The following is a 16,741-nucleotide window of genomic DNA, read 5'->3' as shown; positions in this document are numbered from 1 at the left end:
CGCCAGGGTCCAACGCCAAGGGCGTTGGACGGGGCCTCCTGGACCTCGATCAGTTCAACGCCGAAGGCGGAGGGGGCCAGGCCCCCTCCGCCTTCGGCGTTAAGCGAATGGGTTCCAAGGGGCCACTGCCCCTTGGTGGGGGGTGCAGGGGGGCGACGCCCCCCTGCGTGACGCCGCATCACGCCGTCCTGTCGCCCCCGCCGCCGGCCAGCGCGGCCTGCGCCGCGGCGAGGCGCGCGATCGGCACGCGGTAGGGCGAGCAGGACACGTAGTCGAGGCCGGTGCGCGCGCAGAAGTGCACGGAGGCCGGGTCGCCGCCATGCTCGCCGCAGATGCCGAGCTTGAGGTCGGTCTTCACGCGGCGGCCCTTCTCGACCGCGATCTCGATCAGCGCGCCGACGCCTTCCATGTCCATCGAGACGAAGGGATCGCGCGCGAGGATGCCGCGCTCGACATAGAGCGGCAGGAACTTGCCGGCGTCGTCGCGCGACAGGCCGAAGACGGTCTGCGTCAGGTCGTTGGTGCCGAAGGAGAAGAAGTCCGCGCTCTCGGCGATCGCATCGGCGGTGAGCGCGGCGCGAGGCAGCTCGATCATCGTGCCGACCAAGTATTCGACGTGGTAGCCGGACTCGGCGAAGACCTCCTGCGCGACCTTGTCCACCATGGCGCGCGTGATCTCGAGTTCGCGCCGCGTCATGACCAGCGGGATCATGATCTCCGGCACCGGCGCCTTGTGGGTTTCCTTCCCGATGGTGACCGCGGCCTCGAAGATCGCGCGGGCCTGCATCTCGTAGATCTCGGGGAAGGTGATGCCGAGGCGGCAGCCGCGATGGCCGAGCATCGGGTTGGCTTCCGACAACTCCGACACGCGCCGCTTCATCGCGGCGATGTCGGCGCCGAGGTCCTGCGCGACCTCCTCGATCTCCTCATCCTTGTGGGGAAGGAATTCGTGCAGCGGCGGGTCGAGCAGGCGGATGGTCACCGGCAGGCCGGCCATGATGCGGAAGAGGTCGATGAAGTCCTGCCGCTGGAAGGGCAGCAGGCGCGCGAGCGCCGCGCGGCGGCCGGTCTCGGTCTCCGCCATGATCATCTGGCGCACTGCGCCGATGCGCTCGGGGTCGAAGAACATGTGCTCGGTGCGGCAGAGCCCGATGCCCTCGGCGCCGAATTTTCTCGCCGTCTCGGCATCCAGGGGCGTTTCGGCGTTCGTCCGCACCTTCAGCTTGCGGACCGAATCCGCCCATTCCATCAGCGTCGCGAAATCGCCCGACAGCTTCGGCTCGATCATCGCGACGGGGCCGATGAAGACCTCGCCGGTCGCGCCATCGAGGGTGATGACTTCGCCCGCCTGCACGCGCTTGCCGCCGGCGCTCAGCACCTGCTGCGCGTAATCCACGGTGATGGAGCCGGCGCCGGCGACGCAGGGCCGGCCCATGCCGCGCGCCACGACCGCGGCGTGGCTCGTCATGCCGCCGCGCGTCGTCAGGATGCCCTTGGCGGCATGCATGCCGTGGATGTCTTCGGGCGAGGTCTCGATGCGGACGAGGATCACCGCCTCGCCCTTCGCCGCGCGCAGCTCCGCCTCGTCGGCCGAGAAGACGACGGTGCCGGAGGCGGCACCCGGCGAGGCCGGCAGGCCCTTCGCCAGCGGCTTGCGCGGCGCCTTCGGGTCAAGGGTCGGATGCAGCAGCTGGTCGAGGGCCTTCGGGTCCACGCGCTTCACGGCTTCCGCCTGGTCGATCAGGCCCTCGCGCGCCATGTCGACCGCGATCTTGAGGCTGGCGGCGGCGGTGCGCTTTCCGTTCCGCGTCTGCAGCATGTAGAGCTTGTTCTGCTGCACCGTGAACTCGATGTCCTGCATGTCGCGGTAGTGCTTCTCGAGCGTCGCGCGCACCTGCACGAGTTCCGCATAGGCCGCGGGCATGGCGGCTTCCATACTGCGCTCGCCCGGCTTGGCGCGGGCTTCCGACATGGGCTGCGGCGTGCGGATGCCGGCGACGACGTCCTCGCCCTGCGCGTTGATCAGGTACTCGCCGTAGAAGATGTTCTCGCCGGTCGAGGGATCGCGGGTGAAGCAGACGCCGGTGGCGCAGTCATTGCCCATGTTGCCGAACACCATGGCCTGGACGTTCACCGCGGTGCCCCAGTCGGCCGGGATGTCGTGCAGGCGGCGATAGGTGTTGGCGCGCGGGTTCATCCAGCTGCCGAACACCGCGCCGATCGCGCCCCAGAGCTGGGCGTGCGGGTCCTGCGGGAAGGGGTGTCCCGTGACCTCCTGCACCATGTCCTTGTAGCCGGCGACGACGCGGTGCCAGTCGGTCGCGTCGAGCTCGGTGTCCTCCGACGCGCCCTTGTCGAGCTTCACATGCTCGATGATTTCCTCGAAGCGGTGGTGGTCCACGCCGAGCACGACGGAGCCGAACATCTGGATGAAGCGGCGATAGCTGTCCCAGGCGAAGCGGGCGTCGCCGGAGGCGGCGGCGAGGCCGTCCACCGTCGCGTCGTTGAGGCCGAGGTTCAGCACCGTGTCCATCATGCCGGGCATGGAGACGCGCGCGCCGGAGCGGACGGAAACGAGCAGCGGCTTGTGGGTGTCGCCGAAGCGCGCGCCGACCGCGGCCTCGACGCGGGACAGCGCCTCCGAAACCTGGCTGCGCAGGTCGGCGGGGTAGGTGTGCTTGTTGGCGTAGTAGTAGGTGCAGACCTCGGTGGTCACCGTGAAGCCGGGCGGGACGGGCAGGCCGATGCTCGCCATCTCGGCCAGGTTGGCGCCCTTGCCGCCGAGCAGGTTGCGCATGTCCGCACGGCCTTCGTTGTGGCCGGCGCCGAAGCTGTAGACCCACTTTGCCATGGGGCGGCGTTCTCCTGCTGGCGTCGCGCGGCGGGGGGCGCCGCGCGTCAGCCTTCGATCCGTGCGAAATCCGCGACCGCATCCATGGCGGTGCGCAGGCGGTTGAGCAAGCGTAGCCGGTTGCGCCTGAGTTGCGCATCCGGGTCGTTCACGGTCACGCGGTCGAAGAAGGCATCCACCGCTTCGCGCAAGGCGGCAAGCGCCGACATTGCGGAGGTGTAATCCTCGGCGCCGAGCGCGGTGCGGAATGCGGGCTCGGCGGCGTCTAGGGCGGCGGCCAGTGCCCGTTCCTCGGGCGCCGTCAGCAGGGCGGCGTCCACCGGGCCGCTGTGCGGGCCGTCCTTCTTCTCCTCGATGCGGAGGATGTTGGCGGCGCGCTTGTAGGCGGCGAGGAGGTTCTTCCCGGTTTCGGACTCGACGAGTCCCTTCAGCGCATCGGCGCGGGCGAGTAGGCGGACGAGGTCGTCCTCGCCGCCGGTGAAGGCTGCCGCGACCACGTCGTGCCGCGCGCCTTCGGTACGAAGCTGCACGCGGAGGCGCTCGGCGAGGAAGTCCACCAGGCCCGCCGCGAAGGCCGCGACCATCGGCGGATGCGCGGAGTCCTTCGCCGGCTTCCAGCCGGCGTTCAGCTTCTCCTGCGCGACCGCCATGCCAAATTCCGGCTCGGGCGAGACGCCGACGGCCTGCGGGTAGCCGAAGAAGGCCTCGGCGAAGATGTCGGCCAGGCGCAGCCTGAGGCCGTTCTCGCGGATGATACGGATGACGCCGAGTGCGGCGCGGCGGAGCGCGAAGGGATCGCCGCTGCCGGTCGGGCGCTCGTCGGCCGCGAAGAAGCCCGTCAGCGTGTCGATCTTGTCGGCCAGCGCCACCGCGATCGCGACCGGTTCCGACGGCACGGCGTCGCCGGGGCCGAGCGGGCGGTATTGCGTGCCGATGGCCTCCGCGACGCGCGGGTCTTCGCCGCCATGCAGCGCGTAGTAGCGGCCCATCACGCCCTGCAGCTCGGGGAACTCGCCGACCATGCCGGAGGCGAGGTCGGCCTTGGCCAGCCGCGCGGCGCGCGCGGCGAGGTTCGCATCCGCGCCGACCAGAGGCGCGAGGAAGCGCGCCAGCCGCTCCAGCCGCGCGACGCGCTGGCCCTGCGTGCCGAGCTTCGCGTGGAACACGACCTGGTCGAGCTTCGGCAGGAAATCCTCGAGCGCCTGCTTGCGATCCTGGTCCCAGAAGAAGCGCGCATCGGACAGGCGCGCGCGCAGCACGCGTTCGTTGCCGGCGACCAGCGTCGCGCCGCCATCCGTCGCCTCGATGTTGGCGACGACGCCGAAGCGCGGCGCGGCGCGGCCATCCGCGGCGACGAGGGCGAAGTAGCGCTGGTTCACGCGCATGGTGGTGCGCATGACCTCGGGCGGAAGGTCCATGAAGGCGTCGTCGATGCGGCCGAGCAGCGGCACCGGCCATTCGACGAGGCCGGCCACTTCCTCGAGCAGCCCGCGATCCGGGACGACGGACAGGCCCTCGGCGGCGGCGAGCCGCGCCAGCCCGTCCTCGATGAGGCTCTGGCGCTCGGCGGCGTCGAGGATGACCTTGCGGTCGCGCAGGCCGGCCGCGTAGTCGGCGAAGCCGCGCACCGCGAAGGCGCCGGGCGCCATGATGCGGTGGCCTTCCGTGAGGTTCGCCGAGGCCATGCCCGGCAGGTCCTCGATGGCGAAGGGCACGACCTCGCCGTCCAGCGTGCAGAGGATGCGATGCAGCGGGCGGACCCAGGCGAAGGGGCCGTTCCAGCGCATGGATTTCGGCCAGGACAGGGCGCGGACGACGCGCGGTAGAACTTCCGCGATGATGCGGTCAGCGCCGTCGCCAGGCACCAGCGCCGATGCGATCAGCGCTGGAGCTTTCCCCGACTGTTTCCAGGCGAGGCGAAGGTCGCGAACGACCGGCTCGTCGCCACCACGGAGGTAAGCCTGTCCAGAAAGGAGCGCGTTGACCGCAGCTCCGTGTTCTTCGGCGTTGTTCCAGCCGAACTTCGGGGCGACCTTTCCGCGAATGAACGCTAGGAGGACCTCTGCGGGAACGCCCTGCCGGGGGCCGCGCTCTTCCCACTGCTCCTCCGCAGAACTCGGTGGGACACGTCCGACGATGCTGAGCCGGCGGGGACCAAAGAAGGCTCGGTGATCGGTTAAGGGCAAGCCACGTGCGGCGAGCGCCGCGGCGACGGCCTTGGCCAGGTCTTCCGCGCCGCGCGCCTGCATGCGCGCGGGGATCTCCTCGGAGAAGAGTTCGAGCAGGAGTTCGGGCATCAGGCCGTCTCCCCCGCCACCCAGGCCTCGCAGCAGCGCTTCGCCAGGGCGCGGACGCGGCCGATATAGGCCTGGCGCTCCGCCACGCTGATCGCGCCGCGCGCATCGAGCAGGTTGAAGCGGTGCGACGCCTTGATGCACTGGTCATAGGCGGGCAGCGCCAGCGGCGGCTGATGGTCCAGCAGCGCGTTGCACTCGCGCTCGGCGTCAGCGAAGTGCTGGAACAGCATCGCCGTGTCGGCGGCGGTGAAGTTGTGGTGGCTGTACTCCACCTCCGCCCGGCGGAAGACGTCGCCGTAGCGCACGCCGCGCCCGTTGAAGTCGAGCTCGTACACGTCGTCCACGTCCTGGATGAACATGGCGAGCCGCTCCAGCCCGTAGGTCATCTCGAAGCTCGGCACCTCGCAGGGGATGCCGCCGACCTGTTGGAAATAGGTGAACTGGCCGACTTCCATCCCGTCGCACCACACCTCCCAGCCGAGCCCCCAGGCGCCGAGCGTCGGGCTTTCCCAGTCGTCCTCCACGAAGCGGAAATCGTGCTTCATCGGATCGAGGCCGAGGTCGCGGTAGCTCGCCAGCAGCAGGTCCTGCGCGTCGCGCGGGCTTGGCTTCATGATGACCTGGTACTGGTAGTAGTGCTGCAGGCGGTTCGGGTTCTCGCCATAGCGGCCGTCGGCGGGGCGGCGCGAGGGCTGGACGTAGGCCGCCGCCCAGGGCTTGGGCCCGAGGGCGCGCAGCGTCGTCGCCGGGTGGAAGGTGCCGGCGCCGACCTCCATGTCGTAGGGCTGCAGGATCAGGCAGCCCTGACCGCTCCAGAAGCGGTGCAGGCGCAGGATGATCTCCTGGAAGGAAGGCGTCTCGGGCATCGGGGTGTCTTGCCGGGGCGTTTCGCAGCCGCGAGATAGACCACCCGGCGGGAACGGCCAACAGCGCCCCCGGACAGCCCCTTTGGCAGGACCGAGACTGATGCCCGATCCCCGTGACGCCGCCGAGGCCCTGGTGCGCGCCTATTACGACGCCTTCAACGCCGGCGACCGGGCGGCGATGTGCGCGCTGCTGGCCGAGGACGTGGCGCATGACGTGAACCAGGGCGGGCGCCGGACCGGGCTGCCCGCCTTCCGTGCCTTCATGGCGCAGATGGACGCCGCCTATGAGGAGCGGCTGGAGGAGGTGGTGGTCATGGCCGATGCCTCCGGCACTCGCGCCGCGGCGGAGTTCGTGGTCGCCGGGCGCTATCTCCGCACCGAGCCTGGCCTGCCCGAGGCGCGCGGCCAGGCCTATCGTCTGCCGGCCGGGGCGTTCCTGAGCATCGAGGGCGGCCGGATCACGCGGATCACGACCTACTACAACCTGCAGGACTGGATCCGGCAGGTCAGCGCCTGAGGAAGGACATCATGGATCGCGCGGCCTGGGAGGCGGGCCTCGCCCGCGACGGCTTCGCCGGACCGCTCGACCGCCGCATGGAGGCGGGCCAGGTCGTGCCGGAGCACAGCCATCCCTTCGATGCCCGCCTGCTGATCCTGGACGGCGCGTTCATCCTGACCTGCGGCGGCGAGACGCGGCGCTACGGGCCGGGCGAGAGCTTCGAGCTGGCCGCCGATGTCCCGCATGCCGAGGCCTTCGGGCCCGAGGGCGCGACCTATCTGGTCGGGCGGAGGGCGCGGGGCTGAGCCGCAGCCGCGCCAGGGCCCCGCCGTTCGGCGGACAGCCTCGGCAAGTGGCGCCTCGGCCGTCGTCCCCGGACGGGACCGCGGCGAAGCGCTTCGATCGGGGGCCGCTTCCGAGCCCTGGGTCTCGACCCCGATCAGGATCGGCACCGTTCGGTATCGCGTGGAACCGATAAACGGGCGGGCGCCCCCCCGAAGGCTATCGGTTTGCGAGCGCGATGGCGGCGAAGGCTGGGTCGTTCGCGATGCCCGTATGGTTCAGGCATGGGATAACGACGCTCATCTTATGCGAAGCGAGTTTGCTTTCTCCGCCCAGTCTAAGAGTAATGAGAGGCCCGACATGTGACCCTGGCACTTTGCTGACGGGGTCGTACTTGGTGCGATAGTTCAGACCGGATCTGAAATTGCCGACCGCCCTGCCGTCCGGAAATTGACCGCCGAACGCCCGGAGCGCGGGTGGCGCGTTGAAGGTGATGAATCGCGTATTTGTGCGGACAGCGCAATATTGCGCGATAAACCCACCAAGAGAATGACCGACGATGATGGGATAGGCTGCTTTCACTTGGGCAAGTTTTCTTTCGATGTAGGACAATGCATCATTTGTCCTGTCGGGAAGCCTTCCAAGACCGATGTCGATGTCATCATCTGTCCAGTCTTTGGTCATCTTCCCTTTGGCGCTTCCGCGGACGCTGAGGATGCAGTAATTTGGATTGTTAAGGGACTCGTAATATCCGACTGAATAGCCCTGCAACTCGACGGCGCCACCCGGTTGAGCTCCCCTCGACCAACCGAATATTTTGTAGGTTCCTGTGTTCTTCGGATCATAGAATCCGTTCTTTAACGCAAATCCAGGTATGTCCTGATTCTTGTAGACTCCTTGGCACGCGTTAGCGCAGTCCATGATCGTTATCACTGCCGGCTCTCCGCAGTTGAAATTCTTCTGGGGGAAGGCACCCAGCTCTCGGGTCTGACGGACCTCAAGCACGCCAGAGCGTGTCCAGCGTCGCCAACCCAGGGTAGTATATTGTCGAGGGTTTCACGCGCTGGGCCAACCTTCAAGACGGAACCGGCTCGACCTGCGCAAGTGCCGAAACCTACAGCGCCAGCCTTGCCCAGGCCGCGCGAGCCAGGGGGCGGCGCGCGCCGACCACCACCTGCTGCGCCTTCTCCCCGAAGCGACTTTCGATCTCCGACGAGACCTCGCCGAGGCGATCGGCCAACCCGAGCTCGACCGATGGCTCACTGTTGCCGCCGGTGAGGGCTTCTACGGACCCGGGGCTTGCGCGATGATCGCGCTCACGAACGCGTCAGGAGCGTCCAGTCTTGCAGCGCCGGAGCCTTCTGGCCGCCACGGCGGCGGGCCTGTCCCTGCCGGCGCCGCGGCCGGCCGCTGCCGACGAGCGGATCGTCCTCAGCGTCACCGGCGCCGTCGCGAGGGCGGCGGAGTTCACCCTTGCGGGCCTCGAGGCGCTCGGCCAGGTCGAGCTGCGGACGCGGACCGCCTGGACCGGGCCTGCGCTGCGGCACTTCGCCGGCGTGCCGCTGGCGCGGCTGCTTGATCAGGTCGGGGCGCGCGGCACGGTCCTGCACGCCGTGGCGCTGAACGACTATGCGATCTCGGCGCCGATCCCGGAATTGCTGCGGCACGAGGCCTTCCTGGCCATGCGCGAGGATGGCGCGCCGATGCGCATCCGCGACCGCGGACCGGTCTGGCTGATCTTCCCCTGGTCGCAGCGGCCGGAGCTCGACGTGCCCACGGTGCGGGAGCGCGCGATCTGGCAGTTGCGTCGGATCGAGATCCGCTGAATGCGAGCCGCCGCGCAGGACAAGGAATTCGCCCGCACCGGCCTCGTCGCGCTCGCCGTCGCGACGGTGCTCTTCTCCCTCTCCGTCGGAGTGGCGCTGTACCGGGCGAAGGAGCAGCTCCAGCTGGAGACGATGAGCCAGCGAGTCTCGGTCTGGTTCAGCAGCCAGGCGCTGGTCGAGCTGCACCGGCTGCAGAGCGCGCTTCACCTCGGCGATCCTGAGCGCCCGCGGGACTGGCGGGAGCGCGTGCAGGAGCGGCACGAGATCCTGCTGAGCCGCCTCAAGCTGCTGACCGAGACCAACGAGGAAACCAGCGACGCGCTGCACCGGCAGGCCGACCGCGTGCACGAGATGATCCGTGCGGTGGAGGCGCTCGATCCCGACATCGCCGCCTTCGACCCGGCGGACCGCGCGCTTGCCGCGCGCATCGCCGCGGCGCTCGGGCGCGTCGACGACGACCTGGTCCGCCTGAACCTGCTGCTGCATCACGAGCGCGCCGACCTGCTGACACGCGCCCGCGAGAACGGGCAGCAGCTGACCGTCATCCTGGGGCTCTGCCTGCTGGGGCTCATGGTCAGCGTCGGGCTGCTGATCGCCCTTCTGCGCCGGGGCGAGCAGCGTGCCGTCCAGGCCGAGGAGACCTTGCGCGGATTGGTGGATGCGCTGCCCGTCGCGGTCGTCGCCTTCGACGGCGCCGGCGGCCTGCTGCTGGCGAACGGCGCGGCGCGCGATCTCTACAAGCTGGACGGCGGCGGCGCGCCGCGCGGGCCGTTCGACGGCGGCGCCCCGTCCTGGCTCCATGCCGACGCCGTGGCGACCCAGGCCTCCGGCCGCCCGCTGCCGCCGGAGGAGCGCGAGGTGGTCGATGCCGATGGCAGGCGCCGGTCGCTGGTCGTGGCGGCCGCGCCCGTGCTCACCACGCGCGTGGGCGTCGAGCGCGTGGTCTCGGTCGGGCTCGACGTCACCGACCGGCGCGAGGCCGATGCACGCATCCGGCACATGGCGCTCCACGATGCGCTGACCGGCCTGCCCAACCGGCGCTTCCTGATCGAACGGCTGAAGGAGGCGCTGGAGGCCCGGGACGCGCGCAGCCTTGTCGCCGTGCACTGCCTCAACCTCGCCCGGTTCCGGACGGTCAACGACAGCCTCGGGCACGGCGCGGGCGATGCCCTGCTGCTGGAGGCGGCGGCGCGAATCGGCGGCGTGCTGCGGCCTGGCGACACCCTGGCGCGGCTCGGCGGCGACGAGTTCGCGGTCGTCCAGCCGGGCCTGGTCGGCAAGGCGGAGGCCGAGGCCGCGGCGGCGCGGCTGGTCCAGGCGCTGGCCGCCCCGTTCCGGCTTGCGGGCTGCACGGTGCATTCGGCCGCCTCCGTCGGGACGGCCCTCGCGCCGCTGCACGGACTGGGGCCGGAGACGCTGCTGCAGCGGGCTGGCATCGCGCTCGACCGCGCCAAGGAGAAGGGCGGCGGAGGCGTGGAGATGTTCTCCGCCGAGCAGGAGGCCTGGCTGGTCGATCGGCAGCGGCTGGAGGAGGATCTGCGCGCCGCCCTCGCGACTCGCGCCTTCGCCCTGCATTACCAGCCGAAGTTCCGGCTCCGGGACGGCGTCGTCACCGGCTGCGAGGCCCTGATCCGCTGGCGCCACCCCGAGCGCGGCTGGGTGCCGCCTTCCGACTTCGTCCCGGTGGCCGAGGAGGCCGGCCTGATCCACGACCTCACCCGCTTTGTCCTCCATGAGGCGACCGGCCAGAGCACGCGCTGGTCCGCGGCAGGGCTGGCGCTGCCGGTGGCGGTCAACCTCTCGGCGACGCATTTCGCGACGGGGCAGGTGCTGCCGCTGATCCGCGAGGCGATCGGCGCGACGCGGGCGGATCCGTCGCTGCTCGAGGCCGAGGTGACCGAAGGCGTGTTCCTCGAGGAGGCGGAGAATGCGATCGCCTGCTTCGAGGAGTTGCGACGGATGGGAATGCGGCTCGCCCTCGACGACTTCGGCATCGGCTATTCCTCGCTCGGCTATCTCCGCGACCTGCGTTTCGACGCGATCAAGCTCGACCGCGGCTTCGTGGCCGGCGTCGCCGAGCCGGGGCCGAGCCGGGAGATCGTGGATGCCGTGGTCCGGCTTGCGCACGGGCTTTCGGCGCGGGTGGTCGCGGAGGGTGTCGAGACCGAGGCGCAGCTGGTGGCGCTGCGCGATCTCGGTTGCGACGACGTGCAGGGCTTCCTGCTCGGCCGCCCACTGCCGCCGGCGGAGCTGACGGAGATGCTGCGCGCCGCATGAGCGTCGCGACGGGCGCTACAGCCCCAGCCGCGCCCAGGCCGCGCGTTCCTCGGCCGCAGCCATCAGCGCCTCGGCCGAGAAGCCGGGCAGCAGGCGCGCGAACCAGGGCGGGCGGCGCGCGCCGATCACCACCTGCTGCGCCGTCTCGCCGAAGCGGGACTTGATCTCCGACGAGACCTCGCCGAGCCGGTCGGCCAGGCCCAGCTCCACGCCCTGCCTGCCCGTCCAGAAGCGGCCCGTGAACACCTCGGCCTCATCGGCCTTCAGCTTTCCCGCACGGCGCGTCCGCACCCACGCCTTGAAGGTCTCGTGCAGCTCGGCGAGCAGGTCGTTGAGCCGCGCGACATCCTCGGGCCGCTCGGGCCGGAAGGGATCGAGGAAGCTCTTCTCGGTGCCCGCGGTGTGCAGCCGGCGCTGCACCCCGTAGCGCGCGATCGTCTCCGACAGGCCGAAGCCCGCGCTGATTACGCCGATCGAGCCGATGACCGAGGCCGCGTCCACCACGATCTCGTCCGCCGCGCAGGCGAGCCAGTAGCCGCCCGAGGCGGCCGCGTCCTCGACGCAGGCGATCACCGGCACCTGCTTCTCGTCGGCCAGCCGCCGGATGCGCTGGGCGACGAGCGAGGACTGCACCGGCGAGCCGCCGGGGGAATTGATCAGCAGCACGACGCCGGCGAGGCGCCGGATCGCGAAGGCGCGTTCGATCAGCGGCGCCATGCCCTGGGCGGAGATGCCGGCCGGCGCGAAGCCGCCGCTGCGCGCGGCGATCAGGCCCGACAGCCGCAGCACCGCGACCCGGGGATGACGGGCAAGGAAAGGCAGGTTCATGCGCCATAGATGCCGACCCGCCGCGGATGGGCAAGCGGCCGGGATGGGCAAGCGCGCCGCGCCGGGCCATGTTCCCGCCCTCGGAGGAGTGGGATGGACAAGCGCGTCATCGTCGCCGGCGCGGGCCCTGCGGGGCTGGTCGCGGCGGCCTACCTGGCCGGTGAGGGCATCCCGGTCACCATCGTGGAGCAGGCGCGTGACCTGCCGGACGATCTGCGCGCCTCGACCTTCCATCCGCCGACGCTCGACATGCTCGGCCGCTTCCCGGGCGTGGTGGACCGGCTGATCGCGCAGGGGCTGATCTGCCCGACCTGGCAGTTCAGGGACCGGAAGGACGGCGTGATCGCCACCTTCGAGATGGCGCGGCTGAAGGACGACACGGCGCATCCCTATCGGCTGCAATGCGAGCAGTGGCGGCTGACGCGCATGCTGCGTGACATCCTGGCGGAGAAGCCGGACGTCACCTTCCTCTACGACGCGCGCGCGACGGATGTTGCGCAGGACGCCGACGGGGTGACGCTGGCGGTGGAGCGGCCGGACGGATCGCGCGAGGAGCTGCGCGGCGCCTTCCTGGTGGGTGCCGACGGCGCGCGGAGCGCGGTGCGCCGTTCGCTCGGCATCGGCTTCGACGGGATGACGATCCCGGAGACCTACCTGACGCTCTCCACCACCTTCCGCTTCGAGGAACACATCCCGCAGCTGGCGAACATCGCCTACATCTCCGACCCCGAGGAATGGTTCGTGCTGCTGCAGGCGGCGGGGATGTGGCGCGTGCTGCTGCCCACTGCGCCGGAGGAGGCGGCCGACGAGGCCCGCATGCTGGACCCCGCGCGGATCGAGGAACGCATGCAGGGCGTCTGGCCGAACCCGGCCGGCTACGAGATCCGCCACCGCACCGCCTACCGCGTGCATGAGCGGGTGGCGGAGACCTACACGCTGGGGCGCGTCTTCCTGGCGGGCGATGCGGCGCACATCAACAACCCGCTCGGCGGCATGGGGATGAATGGCGGCGTGCACGACGCCTTCAACCTCGCCGAGAAGCTGTCGAAGGTCTGGCGTGGCGAGGCGGAGCTGTCGCTGATGGAGCGCTATTCGCGACAGCGGCGGAAGGTGGCGCTCGACGTCGTGCAGCAGCAGGCGCTCCGGAACCGGCAGCTGCTGAACCAACGCGACCCGGCGGTCCGCAAGGCCTATCACGACGATCTGCGCGCGACGGTGGCGGATCCCGCGAAGCACCGCGCCTATCTGCTGCGCAGCTCGATGATCCAGTCGCTGCGGGACCTGGAGGAGGTGGCGTGAGCGGGCACCCCGAAGCCGACATCTACCACCGCCAGGGCATGGGCCGGCTTGCCGGCATGGGCGAGCGGCCGGCGCTGGTCATCGTGGACTTCGTGGTGGGCTTCGCCGATCCGGCGCATTTCGGCGGCGGCAACATCGGCCCGGCGATCGAGGAGACGGTGAAGCTGCTGGCCCTCGCGCGCCGGCGCGGCTGGCCGGTGGCGCATACCCGCGTCGTCTATGCGGAGGACGGCGCGGATGCCGGCGTCTTCACGCGCAAGTCACCGAGCCTGCTGAAGCTGACCGAGACCAGCCCGCTGTCGCAGATCGTGCCGGAGCTGGCGCCGGCCAAGGGCGAGTACATCGTGCGCAAGCAGGGCGCCTCCGGCTTCTTCGGCACCTCGCTGGCGGCCTGGCTGACGCAGCAGCGCGCGGATACGGTGGTGGTGGCGGGCTGCACCACCTCGGGCTGCGTGCGCGCGACGGTGGTCGATTCCATGCAGCACAATTTCCGCACCATCGTCGCGACGGATTGCGTCGGCGACCGCGCCTTCGGCCCGCATGAGGCGAACCTGTTCGACATGGGCCAGAAATACGCCGACCTGATGACGCGGGCCGAGATCGAGGCGGAGACAGCGAGGATCTGACGGAAGGAGACCGACATCATGGCGCCATCGGATCGCGTGCAGGTGGTCGCTCCTGGCCGTACCTATGTCGGCCGGCAGGGCTTCACCTACGGGGCGGGCGCCTCCGCCGAGACAGTCGGCGCGGCGCAGGTCTGCATGAACGTCCTGCCGATGCCGCCCGGCGCCCGCGCCAAGGCGCATTACCACGAGGGCATCGAGACGATCGCCTACATGCTCGCGGGCCGCTGTACCGTCCATTACGGCGACCGGCTGGAGCACCAGCTGGAGGTGCAGCAGGGCGAGCAGATCTTCATCCCCGCCGACGTCCCGCACGCGCCGAGCAACGAGAGCGGCGCGCCCTGCACCTGGATCGTCGTCCACTCCTCGGGCAGCGACCAGGACGGGATCGTGCTGCTGCCGGAACTCGATGCGGAATTGGCCGCGCGATCTGGCGCCGGCTGAACCTCAGCGCGCAAGCCAGCCCGGCGCCAGCACCCAGATGCCGTCGAAGCGCGCAAGCAGGTCGCGCGCCGGGTCGCGCCCGCGTTGCGCGGCCGCCAGCGTCTCCTCCGAGCCCAGCGCATAAAGCGTGCCCGGCTCGAAGCGGCCCGTCGCGAGTTCCTGCAGCACGCGCGCGTTGAGCGCCGTGATCTTCGCGGGATCCAGGCGGGCGAGGTAGACGGCGTCGGTCGGCAGGCCGAGCGTCGCGGCATAGACCGCGATCTCCTCCCAGTGCCGCGCCTGCATGCCGGTGGGCGCAAGGCGTACGCGCTCGTAGCGCCGCGCGGCGTCGAGCCAGAACGGAGCCTGCAGCCGCAGTGGCACGGCGGCGGGGCCGACCGGGAAGTAGCGCTCGAGCCGCGCGAAGCCGGGGCGCATGTCGAGGAACTGGGCGACCGCGAGGATCGCAAGGATCAGCCCGGCGCGCCGCGCGCCGAAGCCGCGGATCATCGCGAGCACCGCGGCGAAGAGCAGCGTGTAGGCGAAGGGCCAGAGGAAGCGCTCCGAGGCGCGAAGCGCGTCGAGATAGGTCAGGATGCGCTCTGGGATCGGGAACAGCTCGACGACATGGCCGCCAATGGAAAGGCGGTGGCTGATCGCGACGGCGAGCATGCCAGCGACGCCGAGCAGCAGAGGCCAGCGCGCGCGCAGCCATGGCCAGGGGCGGCGGAGATAGGCAACGGCCCCGAGCGCGACCGTGAGCAGGCCGCCGAGGCCGGCATAGGAATGGCCGGTCTCCCAATGGTCGGGCTCCGGCAGGTCGGGCAGCAGCGCGCCCCAGGGTGAGGGATCGAAGGGGGCAAGCAGGTCGAGCTGCATCTCGCCATAGCCGCCCCAGGTGCCGCCGAAGCCGCCCGAGAGCGCGAAGAAGCCGGCGAGCCAGAGCCCGAACACGCCGGCGCCGGGGGCGAGCGGAAGCTCGACTGCGAGCAGCTTCGTCCGCCGCTCCGCATCCACCGCGCGGGCCAGCCAATCCGCGGCCCAGAAGCCGGCCACCATCGGCAGCAGGTAGGAATGGATCAGCGAGGCGGCGAGGATCAGGGCCGCCCATTGCAGCAGCCGGACCCAGGGCCGCGCCCGCGTCATGCAGAGATACAGCGCCGCCAGCAGGAGAAAATGCGCGCCGAGCGCGAAGTGGCCGCCGAGCCGGTTGAGCATGGTGGGCGACAGCGCGAAGAGCGCGGCCCCCGCGAGGCGCGGCAGCGGCTGATCGGTGACGAGGCCGATCAGCCGCCACGCCATGAAGCCCTGCAGCGCGCCGCAGGCGAAGAGCCAGAGCCCCCAGTACTGCGACACCTCGACGATCGGGTGCAGCGCCTTGAAGGCAAAGGCGAGCAGCGGGATCGAATCCGCGTAGAAGATCGAGGAGGAGAGCTCGAGGCCCCAATCCGGGTTGAGGCCGGGCGGCCAGCTCCAGGGGCTGCGCTTGAAGTAGGTGTAGCCCAGCCAGTACTGCACCGGATCGGGACCGATCGTTCCGGTCAGCATCCAGCCGGTGTGCGAGGGCGGCAGGACGTGCAGCCCGAAGGTCCAGGCGATCACGGCTGCGCCGATCAGCGCGGCCGCGACGCCGCCGGGCCAGCCCCGCAGCATGAGGGACGTCAGACGACCTGGTTCTTCAGCGCGGCCTCGCCGCGTGCGAGGCGCGCGAGGTTCTCCTCCATCAGGTCGAGGACGTTGTCCTCGTAGGACCGGGTCTCGCCGCCTGTGTGCGGCGTGATGAGCACGTTCGGCATGGCCCAGAGCGGGCTGTCGGCAGGCAGCGGCTCGTCCGCCGTCACGTCGAGCGCGGCGCTGCCGATCTGGCCGGATTGCAGCGCGGCGACCAGCGCCGCCTCGTCGCAGACGCGGCCGCGCGCGACATTGATGAGCGCCGCGCCGGGCTTCATGGCCGCGAAGGCCGCTGCATCCATCAGGCCGCGCGTCTCCTCGGTCAGTGCGCAGGTCAGCGCGACGTAGTCGGCACGCGGCAGCTGGGCGCGGAGCGCTGACATGGGATGGATCTCGTCCGCGCCCTCGGCCCCGTTGGCGGGATCGCGGCGCAGGCCGACGACGTTCATGCCGAAGGCCTTGGCCAGCCGCGCAAGCCGCCCGCCGATGCGCCCGATGCCGACGACGAGCAGCGTCTTGCCGCCGAGCTCGTCCTCGCGCTGCGTGAGGTCGCCGATCATGCCGCGCCAGTGGCGCTTCGCCTGGTTGTCGCGCGCTTCCGGGATGCGGCGGGCCAGCGCCAGGATCAGCGCGATCGCGTGTTCCGACACCGCGTTGGCGTTCGCGCCCTGCGCGGAGGCGAGGCGGATGCCGGCGGCGCCGAGCGCGGCGCGATCATACTGGTCAACGCCCGCGCTGATGGACTGGATGAAACGCAGCCGCCCGCCGGGTCGCGCCAAGTGGTTGCGCCACAGGCCGGAGACGAGCAGCACGTCGGCCTCGCCGATCCGCGCTTCGAGCTGCTCGAGGCTGGTCGCCTCGAGCACCGGAAGCCGGCCGCCGCGCGCGGCGTAGCGCTCCGCGAAGCGGTAGGCGACATGGGCGAAGAGCAGGGTGGGGCGGTCGGGCAGCATCGCGGTCTCCTGGCTCGGACGACCAAAGCGCCTCATTCCGGCGGAA

At 70.6% G+C, this 16,741-nt stretch carries 15 protein-coding genes; 7 read left to right on the top strand and 8 right to left on the bottom strand.

Annotated elements, in window-relative coordinates:
- Positions 1-178: 178 nt before the first annotated feature.
- From ppdK to L2I40_RS03165, 3 genes are read right to left on the bottom strand one after another with little or no spacing between them, the layout of a single operon-like run.
- Positions 179-2,851: a pyruvate, phosphate dikinase gene (gene ppdK / locus L2I40_RS03175; RefSeq protein ID WP_237213413.1), complete on the bottom strand. Its 2,673-nt coding sequence runs from the start codon at positions 2,849-2,851 to the stop codon at positions 179-181.
- Between the two features lie 47 nt (positions 2,852-2,898).
- Positions 2,899-5,148, bottom strand: a complete 2,250-nt coding sequence (glyS, locus tag L2I40_RS03170; RefSeq protein WP_237213412.1) for a glycine--tRNA ligase subunit beta — start codon at positions 5,146-5,148, stop codon at positions 2,899-2,901.
- Complete coding sequence (locus tag L2I40_RS03165) at positions 5,148-6,014, bottom strand: glycine--tRNA ligase subunit alpha (protein ID WP_237213411.1); 867 nt, start codon at positions 6,012-6,014, stop codon at positions 5,148-5,150. Before L2I40_RS03165 ends, glyS begins: the two co-directional genes overlap by 1 nt.
- Before the next feature lie 100 nt (positions 6,015-6,114).
- Between L2I40_RS03165 and L2I40_RS03160 the strand changes: the two genes are divergently transcribed.
- Both L2I40_RS03160 and L2I40_RS03155 read left to right on the top strand, forming a co-directional pair.
- A complete protein-coding gene (locus L2I40_RS03160) occupies positions 6,115-6,531 on the top strand; it encodes a ketosteroid isomerase-related protein (protein ID WP_237213410.1) in 417 nt (138 codons plus the stop codon).
- An 11-nt stretch (positions 6,532-6,542) separates the two neighbouring features.
- Entirely contained in the window at positions 6,543-6,818 is a 276-nt protein-coding gene (locus L2I40_RS03155; protein WP_237213409.1) for a cupin domain-containing protein, read from the top strand.
- Positions 6,819-7,014: 196 nt separating this feature from the next.
- Here L2I40_RS03155 and L2I40_RS03150 read toward each other — a convergent pair whose 3' ends face one another.
- A complete protein-coding gene (locus L2I40_RS03150) occupies positions 7,015-7,800 on the bottom strand; it encodes a YqiA/YcfP family alpha/beta fold hydrolase (protein WP_237213408.1) in 786 nt (261 codons plus the stop codon).
- 109 nt (positions 7,801-7,909) lie between these two features.
- Positions 7,910-8,035 carry a hypothetical protein gene (locus tag L2I40_RS24445; protein ID WP_272910928.1) on the bottom strand — a complete coding sequence of 42 codons (126 nt, stop codon included), beginning with the start codon at positions 8,033-8,035 and terminating at the stop codon, positions 7,910-7,912.
- A 103-nt stretch (positions 8,036-8,138) separates the two neighbouring features.
- Between L2I40_RS24445 and L2I40_RS03145 the strand changes: the two genes are divergently transcribed.
- The gene (locus tag L2I40_RS03145) at positions 8,139-8,621 is read left to right on the top strand and encodes a molybdopterin-dependent oxidoreductase (RefSeq protein ID WP_237213407.1); all 483 of its coding nucleotides are present in this window, start codon (positions 8,139-8,141) and stop codon (positions 8,619-8,621) included.
- Positions 8,622-10,898, top strand: a complete 2,277-nt coding sequence (locus L2I40_RS03140) for a putative bifunctional diguanylate cyclase/phosphodiesterase (protein WP_237213406.1) — start codon at positions 8,622-8,624, stop codon at positions 10,896-10,898.
- Positions 10,899-10,913: 15 nt separating this feature from the next.
- Here the strand turns inward: L2I40_RS03140 and L2I40_RS03135 are convergent, their stop codons facing one another.
- Positions 10,914-11,726 carry a S49 family peptidase gene (locus L2I40_RS03135; protein WP_237213405.1) on the bottom strand — a complete coding sequence of 271 codons (813 nt, stop codon included), beginning with the start codon at positions 11,724-11,726 and terminating at the stop codon, positions 10,914-10,916.
- Between the two features lie 93 nt (positions 11,727-11,819).
- Here L2I40_RS03135 and L2I40_RS03130 point away from each other — a divergent pair, with 93 nt between their 5' ends.
- Genes L2I40_RS03130 through L2I40_RS03120 form a run of 3 tightly spaced genes read left to right on the top strand, consistent with a single transcriptional unit; the run spans position 11,820 to position 14,092 of the window.
- Positions 11,820-13,025, top strand: a complete 1,206-nt coding sequence (locus L2I40_RS03130; protein ID WP_237213404.1) for an FAD-dependent oxidoreductase — start codon at positions 11,820-11,822, stop codon at positions 13,023-13,025.
- A 38-nt stretch (positions 13,026-13,063) separates the two neighbouring features.
- On the top strand, positions 13,064-13,651 hold the full coding sequence (locus L2I40_RS03125) for an isochorismatase family protein (protein WP_237213415.1): 588 nt from the start codon (positions 13,064-13,066) through the stop codon (positions 13,649-13,651).
- An 18-nt stretch (positions 13,652-13,669) separates the two neighbouring features.
- Entirely contained in the window at positions 13,670-14,092 is a 423-nt protein-coding gene (locus L2I40_RS03120; protein WP_237213403.1) for a cupin domain-containing protein, read from the top strand.
- 3 nt (positions 14,093-14,095) lie between these two features.
- Here the strand turns inward: L2I40_RS03120 and L2I40_RS03115 are convergent, their stop codons facing one another.
- A complete protein-coding gene (locus tag L2I40_RS03115) occupies positions 14,096-15,724 on the bottom strand; it encodes a DUF6311 domain-containing protein (RefSeq protein ID WP_237213402.1) in 1,629 nt (542 codons plus the stop codon).
- Between the two features lie 8 nt (positions 15,725-15,732).
- On the bottom strand, positions 15,733-16,695 hold the full coding sequence (locus L2I40_RS03110; RefSeq protein ID WP_237213401.1) for a D-2-hydroxyacid dehydrogenase: 963 nt from the start codon (positions 16,693-16,695) through the stop codon (positions 15,733-15,735).
- Positions 16,696-16,741 lie beyond the last annotated feature (46 nt).

Origin of the sequence: Falsiroseomonas oryziterrae, from assembly GCF_021864505.1 — a bacterium.
Taxonomy (GTDB): domain Bacteria; phylum Pseudomonadota; class Alphaproteobacteria; order Acetobacterales; family Acetobacteraceae; genus Falsiroseomonas; species Falsiroseomonas oryziterrae.
This window is presented reverse-complemented; position numbering and strand designations above follow the sequence as displayed.

Bases quoted from the DNA above. Each gene is read 5' to 3' on its own strand.
- L2I40_RS03110 (WP_237213401.1), bottom strand. From the start codon at position 16,695: ATGCTGCCCGACCGCCCCACCCTGCTCTTCGCCCATGTCGCCTACCGC.
- L2I40_RS03140 (WP_237213406.1), top strand. From the start codon at position 8,622: ATGCGAGCCGCCGCGCAGGACAAGGAATTCGCCCGCACCGGCCTCGTC.
- L2I40_RS03115 (WP_237213402.1), bottom strand. From the start codon at position 15,724: ATGCTGCGGGGCTGGCCCGGCGGCGTCGCGGCCGCGCTGATCGGCGCA.
- L2I40_RS03120 (WP_237213403.1), top strand. From the start codon at position 13,670: ATGGCGCCATCGGATCGCGTGCAGGTGGTCGCTCCTGGCCGTACCTAT.
- L2I40_RS03155 (WP_237213409.1), top strand. From the start codon at position 6,543: ATGGATCGCGCGGCCTGGGAGGCGGGCCTCGCCCGCGACGGCTTCGCC.
- L2I40_RS03130 (WP_237213404.1), top strand. From the start codon at position 11,820: ATGGACAAGCGCGTCATCGTCGCCGGCGCGGGCCCTGCGGGGCTGGTC.
- L2I40_RS03135 (WP_237213405.1), bottom strand. From the start codon at position 11,726: ATGAACCTGCCTTTCCTTGCCCGTCATCCCCGGGTCGCGGTGCTGCGG.
- L2I40_RS03125 (WP_237213415.1), top strand. From the start codon at position 13,064: ATGGGCCGGCTTGCCGGCATGGGCGAGCGGCCGGCGCTGGTCATCGTG.
- glyS (WP_237213412.1), bottom strand. From the start codon at position 5,148: ATGCCCGAACTCCTGCTCGAACTCTTCTCCGAGGAGATCCCCGCGCGC.
- L2I40_RS03160 (WP_237213410.1), top strand. From the start codon at position 6,115: ATGCCCGATCCCCGTGACGCCGCCGAGGCCCTGGTGCGCGCCTATTAC.
- L2I40_RS03165 (WP_237213411.1), bottom strand. From the start codon at position 6,014: ATGCCCGAGACGCCTTCCTTCCAGGAGATCATCCTGCGCCTGCACCGC.
- ppdK (WP_237213413.1), bottom strand. From the start codon at position 2,851: ATGGCAAAGTGGGTCTACAGCTTCGGCGCCGGCCACAACGAAGGCCGT.